This is a genomic window from Limnothrix sp. CMB-01, from assembly GCF_055193175.1.
The window spans coordinates 1783497-1796461 of sequence record NZ_CM143720.1 but is presented as its reverse complement, the minus strand read 5'-3'; the positions used below and the strand labels follow the sequence as shown (position 1 = coordinate 1796461).

The window sequence follows — 12965 nt, the reverse complement described above, 5'->3', positions numbered from 1 at the left end:
GTCGCCCTTTGCAAAATTTCGGGGCAAAATCTTGGGGCAAAACCTCGGGAGTAGAAGGCATCCAGGTAGGGGCGTACCGCTGTACGCCCCTACAGATGTGGCTCAGAAAATCAGCCATTCCCGTCCCAAGCGATCGGGAGTGCCAACCAGGCCTAAGGCATCAACACCTTAGCCACCGTTTGCACATCTTTATCGCCCCGGCCCGAACAATTAATCACAATTTTGGGGCTACCTTCCAAGGTCGGGCAAAGTTTTTCCAGATGGGCAAAGGCGTGGGCCGTTTCCAGCGCCGGGATAATTCCCTCCAGACGCGACACCCGCTGGAAGGCATCCAACGCCTCCTGATCCGTCACGCTGTAGTATTCCGCACGTCCCGCATCCTTCAAGTAGGCATGTTCCGGGCCAACGCCGGGATAGTCCAACCCAGCGCTGATTGAGTGGGCCTCAATGACCTGGCCGTCGCCATCTTGCAGCAAATAGCTCATGGCCCCATGCAACACGCCCACCCGGCCCTTGGTCAAGGTAGCCGCGTGCTTTTCGGTTTCGGCTCCCTCGCCGGCCGCTTCCACGCCAATCATCCGCACGGTTGGCTCCGTCACGAACTCATGGAACAGCCCCATAGCATTGGAGCCACCGCCGACGCAGGCCAGCAAAATATCTGGCAGTCCGCCCCACTTGGCTTGGCACTGTTGGCGGGTTTCTTCGCCGATGATGGCGTGGAAGTCGCGCACCATCATCGGGTAAGGGTGGGGGCCAGCCACAGAACCCAGGATGTAGTGGGTGGTTTCCACGTTGGTCACCCAGTCGCGAATCGCTTCCGAGGTGGCATCCTTCAGCGTGCCGGTTCCCGCTTCCACGGGTCGCACTTCTGCACCCATCAGCTTCATGCGGAACACGTTCAGGGCCTGGCGCTCCATGTCATGGATGCCCATGTAAATCACGCAGTCGAGGCCAAAGCGGGCGCAAACGGTGGCCGTGGCCACGCCGTGTTGACCGGCTCCGGTTTCGGCAATGATCCGCTGTTTGCCCATCCGCTTGGCCAGGAGGGCTTGGGCGATCGCGTTGTTAATTTTGTGTGCGCCCGTGTGGTTCAGGTCTTCGCGCTTCAGGTAAATTTGCGGGCCGCTGCCGTCGGGGCGGGCGTAGTGCTGCGTCAGTCGCTCGGCAAAGTAGAGCGGGCTGGGGCGACCCACATAGTCCTGAAGCAACCCTTGCAGTTCCGCTTGAAAGTCTGGATCGTGCCGATAGTGCTCGTAGGCCCGCTCCAACTCAGCCAGGGCGGGCATCAGGGTTTCGGGAACGTATTTGCCGCCGAACTGGCCAAACCGGCCGAGGGCATCGGGCACTTGGGCATTGAAGGTGGCGGAACGGAGCGGGGTTACGGTCACGACTAGCTGGGCTGAATTCAACACCTCCATTATCGCATTGGGCGCTGGGCTGACGATCCAAGGCCCCCGGTCAGGATTTCTGAGGATGCAAATCATTTTGCAAAGGGGAAATTCTTATCTTGGGGGAAAGTTTTCCACAGGTTTTCCACAGAAGACCCCCAAGTTTTCCACAGAAATGACGGAGTTTTCCACAGGCTATGTCGCCAACGATACGGTTTGTCGTTCAGTTGGGGATTGTTTTGGGCGATCGCCCGACTTCTCATAAAAGGCGATTTTTCATGACTTTATGTAAATTAAATGAGTAAAAATATGTGCTATTCAGAAAAAATTCTGAGTTTTTGAACTGGATCGCAATATTTCGCAGCATTGACATCGCCGGGAGCCTGGCGCACAATGTTGCCGCTTACCAATGTGGCTGGGGTTTTGCCGATGAGTGGCACAGTTAGCATCGTGGCGGAAATTCCTGAAGAACTCCACGAAGCCCTTAAGGATTATTTGGAAGTGCATCCCGACTGGGATTTGAACCGGGTGTTTGCAGCGGCGTTGTCGCTTTTTCTGTTGCAAAACGGGGAGAGCGATCGGCGGGTGTCGCGGGTTTATCTATCAACGCTGTTTCGCCAACCGGCTTAGGGGTTTTGGCTCGGCTTGGCCTGCGATCGGGCGATCAGGAAGGCAACAGCATTAACCATCGCAATCAGCCTTCAATTGAAAAGTTGAAGCTCCAGTGATAAAGCTCCAGAGATGAAACTCAATATTGCAGAGCCAAGGGAGGATCGAGTTATCCCTTGGCTCTATTCGTTTCTGATTGGTTTTAAACTGATTAGAAATTGGTCTATGGAACCGACGAATCAGATTCATTCGTCAAATTCAGCAAATTCATCCATCAATGATCATAATCGGGGTAATGACAGCAGTGATGACAACACTCATGACAGCACTCACGGCAGTGGTTGACTCCCCATTGCTCGATCGCCTGGGCTTGGAGTGGGGAGACTTTGCCCTTTGGTTTGGCGTAATTGGTGCGGTGTTGGGTGGCTCTTTAGGGATTATGATTTGGGCCTATCGCGGCCAGGGTAGCCGATCGATTTTGTTCACGGAGGCGGTTCCCTTGCCAACAGAGAACGGCGATCGAATTCCTAAGGCGATCGCGGCTTTCAATCAAGGACAAACGTTGTTTACGCAAGGGGACTACCGAGCAGCCGGTGAGCGATTTGCAACGGCCCTAGAATTAGCACCCAATTGGCCGGAGGCTTACCATAACTGGGGTCTGGCCTTGGCCAATTTGCTCAATGACAATGAAGCAGTTCCTCGGTTGGTGAAGGCGGGAGATTTATATTTAGAAAATCAGAATTTGCAAGGTAGCGCTCTGTTGCGACGGCATTTATCGGCCATGGTGGAACGCAAAAAGCAACGGCAAGCCCAACAGAAACTGGTGAATTAATAGTTAACTAATGGTGAGCTAATTAATGGTGAACCTTAGCCCGTAGGGTGGGCAATGCCCACCGAATCGTTATTTTATGGTATCTGCAATCTGGCGTACCAATTGTTCTAGGAAAATAATTCCAGGCAAAGGCTGGACAAGAAATTGCAGGAGTTGAAGAATTTGAATTCTTGATATTCTTCGCAGTTTCAGAGTGCCAGCCAACTAAATAAAACTTCTGAGGTGAGGGTTAGCTCTCCAACAAATTCTGGAATGGGCAAGGGGCGATCGGGCATTTCTTCTAGATCAAACAAAAGTGCCTCTTGACCCGGCCGATAGATCATCACCGCTTTGTTTGCAGGATCAATAATCCAACCAGCGATCGTTCCGTGCTGAAAGCAATGGCGTAGTTTTTTAAACAATTGGGCATGGCTTTGATCAGGAGACAGAATCTCCACCACCCAATCGGGAGCCAGCAGAAATCGATCGGCAATTTCACCCGATTCATCTTTGGGAATCCGTTCCCAAGAAAAGACAGCAATATCCGGCACGATCGAGCGCCCATCAAAGGTGCAACGCAATTCGGTAAATGCCAGCCCCCGACGGCGGGAACGAACTACGGCATTAATGGCGGCAGCTAGTTCAGCTTGGATGATGCTATGTTTTCCTTTGGGCATGGGTTTTTGCAGGATTTGCCCGTCGATATATTCACTCGCTGGTTGGGTTTCTGGCAACTCCAAAAAGTCTGCCAGGGCGATCGGGGCGGTCAGGGTTTCTAGCATGTGAACATCACCGTGCTTGCAACCAATTGATTTATAACCAATTGATTTATTTTGACACCAGAATTTTGAGATGCAGAAAAGTGGGTTCAGAACTGGCCTGAACTGGTCTGAATCGTCTGCACAATCAACACTTCTGCACGATCAACACTGTTAAACCTGGAGGGTGGCCATTAACCACCCCACACGCTGCTGCAATCAGCACTTGAAGATATGACCCGATCGCCCGGTTACCCCCGGTTGCCCGAGGATGACCCCATCAACCCCATCATGGGCAGTCGATGGCTAGGCCGCGATCGGGAGTTTGGTGCTTAACAGCGCCTTCGCGGCCTGTTTGCCCGAGAGAGTTGCGCCCTCCATGCTGTCGATGTAGTCCTGCATGGTGTAGCTGCCGGCCAAGAAGAAGTTCTCGATCGAGGTCTTTTGGTTGGGGCGATAGGGATCCATGCCCGGCCCTTCGCGGTACAGCGATTGGGCCAGCTTCACCACCCCTGACCACACCAGATTCAGGCTGCGCGATGAGGGAAACAGGTCATGGACTTGCTTGAGGACATGCTGAACCGTTTCCTCATTGGACTTTTTGATGAATGGGTCGCCGGGAGTCAACACCAATTGCAGCAGGGAGCCTTGGCCCTCACGGTAGTAGTCTTTGGGGCTGGTAAGGGCCAAGTCCGCAAAACAAGAAAAATCCGCATCGGCCGAATAGAGCAAGTTATCCAAGCCCCGTGCTTTGCTCAGATCCTTCATGGCTTCGGGATCTTGCATTTCCGTGACCCAGCCATCGAACCGCAACTGCACCGTGGCCACGGGCACGGCTTCCAGCTTGTAGATGTTGTCGAATTCGGGAATTTTGCGCCAGGATTCCGGCAACAGGCGCTGAATTCCGGGGATGTCGCAGGCGGCCACGTAGGCATCGGCCGTGATGCGCTCGGTGGCTTCCCCGTCGGCCACGTCAAGGCCCGTGACGCGGATTTCGCCGTTGCTGCTTTCGGTGTATTGCACTTCCCGAATGCGGCGACGCAGGTGAATTTTGCCTCCGCGATCGGTGATGTATTTCACGATCGGCTTGTGCAGATATTCATCGGGCGAGCCGGCCAGCATCCGCAACACCGAAGCTTCCGTTTTGGCGGCGAAGAATTGGAAGATGGTGAGCATACACCGCGCCGAAATATTTTCGGTGTCGATGAAACCAAGGGCGTAGGCGATCGGGTTCCACATCCGCTTCAAGCTGCCGTCGGAGCCACCGTGGCTGCGAAACCAGTCGGCAAAGCTGACCCGATCCAGCTCACGGATCGTTTTCATTGCGCCCTTGAAGTCCACCAATCCCCGGACGATCGGGCTGGTTCCCAGGGCGATCGAGTTAGCCAGCTTGTCGGCAACCGACAGTTGCGAAGTGGTGAAAAAAGCCTTCAGACCGTTGAAAGGGGCCCCGATCGGGAAGCGAAAATCCAGCTCGCCCAAATTGCCACCCCGATTCACGAAGGTGTGGGTATGCTCCTTCAGCAACAGATTTTCAAAGGCTCCCACCTTTTTCATCAAGCCAAACAGGTTTTCATAGCAGCCAAAGAAGACGTGCAAGCCCATCTCCACATGGTTACCGTCTGCATCAACCCAACTGCCAACCTTGCCGCCAACAAAGTTGCGGGCCTCAAAGATTTCCACTTCATGGCCCGCATCGACTAGATCCACGGCGGTGGCTAATCCGGCTAATCCGGCTCCCACGATCGCGACTCGCATGGCTGCCTCAAATCCTTCTGTGCATCGGGTGAGTAGGGGCGATCGGGCGGCGGGTTCCTGGAACGGTTAACCCAACTCGATCGCCCAAAATATTAACAGATTGTAACATCGCCGTTGCCCGCTTCCGTCGCCCCTAGGCCTTCTCCCTTGCAATTTGAGCCTGCACTGCCGATCGAAGCAAATCTTCCATGCTCAATGCATGGATATCCCACAACCGCATCAAATCCAACGGATCAACCATGCCGCGATTCTTGCCCGTGGCTCCCTTAAACACCGCCACCGAGCAGCGATTTCCCGCCGCCTTAGTTCGTTTGTGCCAGTCTTCAATCAATGCGCGATCGAACGGGTCATCTTGCCAATAAACATTCACCCCCAGCAAACGACCTTGCGCCGTGTAAAGCACCAATAAATCGTAAGCCTGATCAAACTGGTCATAACTCGACATTACCCCCATCGCGATCGGGCGATCTTGACTCAGCACTTCATCAATCAACGCCTTGGCTTTGGGCTGGGAGGTTTGCAAAGCCAGTAGCGGGAAACTCTGGGGCGATCGCTTCGACGACTGAGCAGCGGCCTTTCCAGCAGCCTTTCCGGAACCAGCTTTTTTTCGCTGGACTTCCTGCACCGAACCGCCACCCGTCAAACTATTTGGCGTGAAGGGATAGTCCACCAAGGGCGATCGAAAAGTATCCGGGATCATGTCATAGGTCACCCGAGGCAAATTGGTTTCCAAATTGACCAACGTTCCCTCCGGCAACCAATCCATCTCAATTTCCTGAGAATAGTGGCGTGAACCCGATGACAATTGTTGAGACGATGCCGATTTCAGCGCCCTGGGAACATAGCCAGGATTCAAGTTAGGGTTGCCCAATCCCAGAGGAACATCCCGTCCCGATGCAAGGGAAAGCAATTTTTGGATTTGCTCCAAAGCGGCCATGCCCTCCGCATCCTCATCCAAGTCATCCATAAAATCGGGCATCAGCAAATGAGCCGCCAGGGATTCCGGATCCGCAACGGATTCCAGCAATCGCAGGGTCACATCAGGGCGCGTTTGAATCGTGACAGCAATGTTGTCCTGTTTACGCTTCTGGCCAGGATTAGGATTCGCTAAGGGATTCAGAATCCGAAATTGGTTTTTGAGGCTTGGGAAATCGTCAGCATCGTAAAGGATTTTGTTATTGCGCTTGATGAACTGATTGAGCGCTTCCAAAATTACGACCATCACCATCAATTCATCATCCGATAGATGATCCCGCATTCCTTCAAGGGGATGAATGCTGCCCAGTTCTGGCCAAGCCGATTCACTAAGAATCGGGCTTTGGGAGGATGGTGCTTCACTCTCTTCAAGATCATTGAAGGTGAGGAAGAAACAATCTTGATTCAGAAAGATTTCTTCCATCTTGTGCGGTTCTGCTCGATGGGGGCTGCTAATGATATCTTTGCGGAATTTTTCCAACGATTCCAGCGATCGATAGAGCAACAATCCCAGCTCCAACCCCTCCATACCCAAAGTGGATAGATAGAACTGGTGTGGCTCATCCAGCTCAAATTTAATTTCCACCACTTCGTATTCAGCCAACAACATCCAAGGGGCCGATCGCCAGGTGGCCCGAATTGCTTGAACCAGCCGTTTGGCGTGGGGCGAATCCCAAATGTCTCGCACTTCCAATTCTGGGTTATAGGCTTCCAGCGATTGCACCACATCATCAACCAGAGGCAGCTTCGCGCCGTATTCCACCTTGATGTCTAGCCCTTGCAGTGCGCCGCGCAGGAAAAATTGCAATTCTCGGTTGCAAACCACCAACCGCTGGGGCCGTCCTGGCGGCTGTTGTCCTCGGGGTTGTTCAATGGCCTGCAGCAAAACCCGCACCACCGCTCCGAACCCCGCCTCTTCTGTCACCGGTTCCAAAGCGCGCAACGAGGGTTGACTAACATCCATCCACAACACACAGAGCCTTTGGGCATCATGGTTTGCGCGGGTATTGAGGGCACGGCTGTGAACCGGTCTCAGGTCTCCCTGCCAAGTGGTTCGCAACAACGGAAGTTGTGTTAACCGTTCGATCGTCGCCTTTGGCAAACTTTGCATATCCCAGATCCCCAACAACACAGCGCATTGGAAAGAGCAGTGCGCACCCCATTTTCACGTTCTGACGCAGCCTTTCCGGTTCCATTATCGCAAGTCTTCCCAACTAGCACTTGCCAAACCCAGCATCAGCGCTAGCCTGACGAAACGGTGGCTTAACCATACGGTAGGTTTTAGGGGCGGTTGTGATGTCTTGGGATTAGGCAGGAACGGTTGATTTTCCGTGCCCCGATCGTCGCAACAGGGGGCTTAGGGGCCTTGGCCTTCAAGAACCGTTAGCGATGGAATCAGGGTTTCAGAGGATTTGACGACAGACCCTACTAGCGTGGCTGCCTCAATTCGTTGGGCTAAATTACATGGCTGTTACCGTCACCTGATCGTTAAGCAGCAAGATGCTCAAGCCCCTTGTTACCACGACGGGCTTCGCAACTTTGACCCAATGTATTAAGCCTGTCATGCCACTACGGTGGGGCGATTGTGCTGTGATTTCCTGCGGCGGGCTGATTTTACCGTGGTTATTTTGCCGTGGTTTCAGCCCAGAGCATTCAGGCAGAGGACGATCATTAGATGATCGTTAAGTGATCGTCACATCGCCAGAACCTATAGCCTCCTGGAATTACTGAAAATTAGCTGGAGGAGTTGCTTACAATAGATTTCATCAGATTTCATCGATTTCACAGATTCCGCGAAACTCTGGGGCCTTCCTCCACGGAGCCATCCCCAGGCAGTTGCTAGTCCCAGCCCTTTGAACCCTATGACTACTTCAACCATTCCCGCCAAGCAAGGCATTCAAATTAGCGAGTCGGCCCGCCAACACCTGCTCAACCTGCGCCAGAGCCAAGGCCAAAGCGACCTCTGCTTGCGAGTTGGCGTTCGGGGAGGCGGTTGTTCGGGTTTGTCTTACACGATGGACTTTGAGACGGCAGCGAATATTCGCCCCGATGACGATGTGTTTGATTACGGCGATTTCAAGGTGATTTGTGATCCGAAAAGCCTGCTGTATCTCTATGGTTTGGAACTGGACTACAGCACGGCTTTGATTGGCGGCGGGTTCCAATTCCGCAACCCGAACGCTACCCAAACCTGCGGCTGTGGGAAGTCTTTTTCGGCTTAGTTGGGATTGAACCTACAGCCTTTACCTAAAATAATTGGCACGCCATAGCGCAGATGCCATGAAGGAGCGATTCGGTGGGCATTGCCCACCCTACAAGCTACGAGCTACTGGGTTTTGGTTGAGTGAGCTGATTTAGTTTGAGTTTATTTAGCTTGAGCTGATTTAGCTTGAGCTGATTTAGCTTGAGTTGAGTTGGTTTGAACTGGGCCTCCTGTCCTTAACTAGGTTTCATCAGTTTGGTGGAACCCGTTGAGGGGACGATCGATCGCCCCTCTGTCAGCGGCGGCAGTCCTTCGGGATTGCCGTTTCGCGTTTGCTGGTATCGTTAGGATTCGGAATTATCCCTGCCATTCCGTTTTCGGGGCGATCGCGACTTTGTGCGCGCAACGCAACCCTTCAACAGTGGTCAAAGACCAAGCCTTTGGGCGATCGGTGCTGGCGGGTTGCTTCCCGTTGGCGATCGTTCGTCAGGACTGACCCTCATTCTTTTTCGTGGTTGACCCATGGCCGAAACTCCTGTTGTCACTTCAGAACTTGCGGATGCGGAAACCACTGACTCCGCGACGTTAACCGCCGAAGAACTGTTCTTGCAAGGCATCGATCGCTATCAAGCCGGTGAAGATCCCGCTGTGCTGATTCCGCTGTTCAAGTCCGTGTGCGATCGGGCCCCCAAAAGCAGCCCCCCTTGGACTTGCTTGGCATGGCTGTATCTGCTGACTGACCAAGCGGGATTGGCTTTCAAAGCTGCTAAAAAAGCCGTGAAACTCAATCCCCAGGATGCCCAAGCCCGTGTAAATCTGGCTGTTGCCATGATCGAAGACGGCCAAAAAGGGGTGCGCGAACAGGTGGAAATCGCCAGCCAGTTGGTTTTGATTGACCAAGACGCGGCCGAAGAAGTTCAGAAAAATTTGGAAGAGGCGATCGCCCAAAAACCCAACAGCAAAGGCTTTCAGCGGATCAAAGCTTGGATCTTTGATAGTTAGGGATCGCGCTGGGATCGCTTCTTATTGATTTTTTGGCATTGGAGTCAGGTAAAAACTGGCTCCATTTTTAATTGTCAAAAAACTTTACACTTTCTCGAACGATTGTGACCCCAAAAGGCCAAATCTCCGACCGGTCAAACCCTCGAAAAAACAGGGTTCAGCAGCTCCCTGGTTACAGCGTTTACATTTAACAAGGGGTTGCAAGATGTCACAGAACTTTACTGGACAATCAAAAATTGAATGATAGGATTTTGCGATACAAGTTATTAGACTTGCTTTACCCGACCAGTTCAGTTCGTCGTCACACCGTTTCAGGAGTTAGGGAAATGTCTGCGAACAACGTTACTGTTAAGCCGGAAACCCGTAATCATAAGGGCTTTTTTGTCCAAGAAGCCTCCTACAAATTAATGGATATTGATGCATCGGGTTGGGCTTTGATTTGTGTTGATGATGCGGTTTGCCATTATGTGGATCCCGACAATCTTCTAGAGATGCTGTCTGAAGAAGATGCCATTGGTTAAGGGTTCCGTTGGTTGAATGGCTGAATCAGCGATTAGGCAACGACCATTCATGAAGTTTGCTAGATTCGCTGAATTGAGATGTTGGGTTGAAGGTTGTTCACTGAAACAATCGCTTCAAAAGAGAATGTTCAGCAGTTTGCAACCGGTTTTTCCCAATTCATTTTTCAAGTACGATCAATCCCATCTTGATTCTCAATGATGCCCCTGAGGCTGAGAATACCGGTGCGATCGCCCTTTCTTTTTTTCCCTTCAATTGGTGGCCCAGTGTTCGGCACAATTCACGGCACTCGGAACAGCACTGCTATGGGTTTCTCGATCGGGTATAGGCACTGAGTGAAAGATGGGTATTGAGGGTGAACTTACTCCTCTAGTCCGCAATGGGCCTCCTGTGCAGGGGGCTTTTTTGTGGGTGAGCCAATGGCCTGGCCGTTCTGCTGTCAGTCCGGTGGTTGAGAGCAGGGCGGGAAAATCCTCATTATTCCCTGCGGCAACGCTGCCCTCATGGGGGATACTTTTAAGGTCTCGATTCCCATCGCGCGCATGACCCAAGAAGATACTGCGTGGGACGTTCCCACCATCACCCTGTCCGATGCCACGGGTCGGACATTGGAGTGTTTTGTTGAGCACTCGATCGAGGTGGAAGGCTCCGAGTATGTGCTCTTACACCCGGTGGATTCCCCGGTTGAGATTGTGACCTGGAAGGGTGACGACGAGGACGAGGAAGCCGTCCCGATCGAGAACGAGCAACAGATCGATCTCCTGTTCAACACGGCGAAGGCGGTGTTGGCAGAGGAGAACTTGAAGTTGAAGCGCACGGCGATCGTGCTGACCGTTGAGGGCGAATTACCCGAAGAACCGGAGGACGATGAACCCTGGGAAGGGAACGGCTCCGGCGAAGATGTGGATGAGTTCCAGTGGTTAGCTAGCTTTTTTCATAATGAAACGGAGTACGCGGTTTATACGCCGCTGGATCCATTTTTCATTGTGGCCCGCATGAATGAGCAGGGACAGCCAGAATTACTGGATCCCGAGGAGCTGGAGCAGATCGAAGATTTGCTACCGTCGATCGAGGAACAACTATTTAATGGGTTGGAGTAGTTCGATCGAGCCATGCAACGATTGGGTCGCGTGATATTTACTCTCCTCGTGCCCACGGCGGCCTTGGTTGGTGCTTGGCAAGGATGGCAATGGTGGAGCTGGGCCAACCGTCCCATGGACTTGGCCCAGGGCGACACCGCCATGAAAGCAGTACAAGTGCAAATTGAACGGGGAACCAGCGCCCGGCAAATTGGCCGCGATTTGGAACGGTTGGGGATTATTCGCTCCAGCGCGGCTTGGGAACTGTGGGCCCGATGGCTGACTTGGAATGACGACAATGGCGGCTTCCAGGCGGGAACCTATGAACTATTACCCACGGCCCCGATGACGGACGTTGCCCAGCAACTTTGGCAGGGCAAGACCATTCAACAGAGCCTGACGATTCCGGAGGGCTGGACAGTGCGGCAAATGGCCGACTATTTCCAGTCCCAAGGGGTGTTTCGGGCGGAGGAGTTTTTGGCCCTCACGCAAAAAATTCCGCGCGATCGCTACCCCTGGCTGCCCCAGCGAATTACGTCCTTGGAAGGGTTTCTTTTTCCAGATACTTACCAGTTTCCGGGAGACACGATTACCCCGCAGGCGGTGATTGATTCCATGCTCGATCGCTTCGAGAAGGTGGCTTTGCCCCTGTGGAACCAAAATCGCGGCCAAACCAAGCTGGATTTGTTGGGGTGGGTGACGCTTTCCAGCATTGTAGAAAAAGAGGCGGTGATTCCCCAGGAGCGATCGGTGATTGCGGGGGTGTTTAGCAATCGGCTGAATCGGGGGCAAAAGCTAGAATCAGATCCAACGGTGGAATATGCCCTGAAAATTCGGCAAACACCCGATCGTCCTCTGACTTTCACGGATATTCGCCAGCCTTCGCCCTACAATACCTATCTCAATCCTGGGTTACCGCCGGGGCCGATCGCCGCACCGGGCAAGGCCAGCCTAGAGGCCACCTTGGCTCCGGCCAAAACAGACTATGTGTTCTTTGTGGCACGGTATGACGGAACCCATGTGTTTAGCAAAACCTTGGCGGAACACGAAGCCGCTGTGAAGCGCATTCGGGCCGAGCGCAACGCCAGGACTCGATCGACCCCTCAACCGGCGGCCAGCCCCAGCCCCTAGGCACAATCGCCCCGATCGCCCTGATGATCGCCCCTTCATCAGTTTGCCGCTCAGTTTCGCTGCTCAGTTCGATCGCCACAAGTTTGTGAGGTTCCCGTGACGTTTGGTGTCCTGCTTCAGCCCGACTTAATCCTAGGCGACTGCATTTTGGCCCTCACGCCGGAAGTGATTGTGCAGCACGGTTTGCAGGGCTTGATTCTGGATGTGGATGACACCCTGGTTCCCACCACCACCGACGCGGTTTCACCGGAACTGGTGACTTGGATCCAAGCGGTGCGGCCCCATGTGCAACTGTGGTTGGCCAGCAACAACCTGAGCGAGTCGCGAATTGGCAGCATTGCCCGATCGCTCGACTTGCCCTACTTCACCGGAGCCGCCAAGCCCTCTCGCCGCAAGTTGCGCCAAGCGCTCCAAGAAATGCAACTGCCGCCGGAGCGGGTGGCCATGGTGGGCGATCGCCTGTTCACCGATGTGTTAGCCGGTAACCGTCTGGGGCTGTTCACCGTGTTGGTGCAACCGATGGTGAATCCCCTGTCGGCCCATCGGGGCTACCCGATTCACTCCCTCGAAGTGTGGCTCTCAAAACTGATTGGCGCATCGTTCTATCGCGATCCTTCGCCCCTGCCCACAGCGACCTCCTCGCCCGATCGCCCCACCAGCTAACTCAATCAATGGCCAACTCGAAGTCATTCTGAGATTGAGTTAAAAATGGCCGGTGCTCATGGATCTCGA

12 protein-coding genes are annotated in these 12965 nt (G+C 53.4%); 8 read left to right on the top strand and 4 right to left on the bottom strand.

The window, feature by feature from the left end:
- Positions 1–152 precede the first annotated feature (152 nt).
- Positions 153–1388, bottom strand: coding sequence for a tryptophan synthase subunit beta (gene trpB, locus ACZA91_RS07525; RefSeq protein ID WP_099532686.1), 1236 nt, complete (start codon positions 1386–1388; stop codon positions 153–155).
- 429 nt (positions 1389–1817) lie between these two features.
- Here trpB and ACZA91_RS07520 point away from each other — a divergent pair, with 429 nt between their 5' ends.
- The gene (locus ACZA91_RS07520; RefSeq protein ID WP_099532685.1) at positions 1818–2018 is read left to right on the top strand and encodes a DUF2811 domain-containing protein; all 201 of its coding nucleotides are present in this window, start codon (positions 1818–1820) and stop codon (positions 2016–2018) included.
- Between the two features lie 298 nt (positions 2019–2316).
- Positions 2317–2829, top strand: a complete 513-nt coding sequence (locus ACZA91_RS07515) for a hypothetical protein (protein WP_190532926.1) — start codon at positions 2317–2319, stop codon at positions 2827–2829.
- 188 nt (positions 2830–3017) lie between these two features.
- Here ACZA91_RS07515 and ACZA91_RS07510 read toward each other — a convergent pair whose 3' ends face one another.
- The 3 genes from ACZA91_RS07510 to ACZA91_RS07500 all read right to left on the bottom strand — a co-directional run bounded on the left by ACZA91_RS07510 (position 3018) and on the right by ACZA91_RS07500 (position 7410).
- Positions 3018–3590, bottom strand: a complete 573-nt coding sequence (locus ACZA91_RS07510) for a Uma2 family endonuclease (RefSeq protein WP_190353452.1) — start codon at positions 3588–3590, stop codon at positions 3018–3020.
- Between the two features lie 282 nt (positions 3591–3872).
- Positions 3873–5324 (bottom strand): 9,9'-di-cis-zeta-carotene desaturase, encoded by a 1452-nt coding sequence (gene zds / locus ACZA91_RS07505; protein ID WP_190532923.1) that lies wholly within the window; start codon positions 5322–5324, stop codon positions 3873–3875.
- A 133-nt stretch (positions 5325–5457) separates the two neighbouring features.
- Complete coding sequence (locus tag ACZA91_RS07500) at positions 5458–7410, bottom strand: DUF6930 domain-containing protein (protein WP_463185767.1); 1953 nt, start codon at positions 7408–7410, stop codon at positions 5458–5460.
- A gap of 751 nt (positions 7411–8161) precedes the next feature.
- Between ACZA91_RS07500 and ACZA91_RS07495 the strand changes: the two genes are divergently transcribed.
- From ACZA91_RS07495 to ACZA91_RS07470, 6 genes are all read left to right on the top strand, one after another.
- A complete protein-coding gene (locus ACZA91_RS07495; RefSeq protein ID WP_099532656.1) occupies positions 8162–8521 on the top strand; it encodes a HesB/IscA family protein in 360 nt (119 codons plus the stop codon).
- Between the two features lie 503 nt (positions 8522–9024).
- Entirely contained in the window at positions 9025–9504 is a 480-nt protein-coding gene (locus ACZA91_RS07490) for a hypothetical protein (protein ID WP_099532655.1), read from the top strand.
- A gap of 326 nt (positions 9505–9830) precedes the next feature.
- Positions 9831–10025, top strand: a complete 195-nt coding sequence (locus ACZA91_RS07485) for a hypothetical protein (protein WP_099532654.1) — start codon at positions 9831–9833, stop codon at positions 10023–10025.
- A gap of 540 nt (positions 10026–10565) precedes the next feature.
- Positions 10566–11123 carry a DUF3727 domain-containing protein gene (locus ACZA91_RS07480; RefSeq protein ID WP_099532653.1) on the top strand — a complete coding sequence of 186 codons (558 nt, stop codon included), beginning with the start codon at positions 10566–10568 and terminating at the stop codon, positions 11121–11123.
- A gap of 12 nt (positions 11124–11135) precedes the next feature.
- Complete coding sequence (mltG, locus tag ACZA91_RS07475) at positions 11136–12233, top strand: endolytic transglycosylase MltG (protein WP_190353456.1); 1098 nt, start codon at positions 11136–11138, stop codon at positions 12231–12233.
- 96 nt (positions 12234–12329) lie between these two features.
- Positions 12330–12896 (top strand): YqeG family HAD IIIA-type phosphatase, encoded by a 567-nt coding sequence (locus ACZA91_RS07470; RefSeq protein WP_190353457.1) that lies wholly within the window; start codon positions 12330–12332, stop codon positions 12894–12896.
- Positions 12897–12965: the final 69 nt, after the last annotated feature.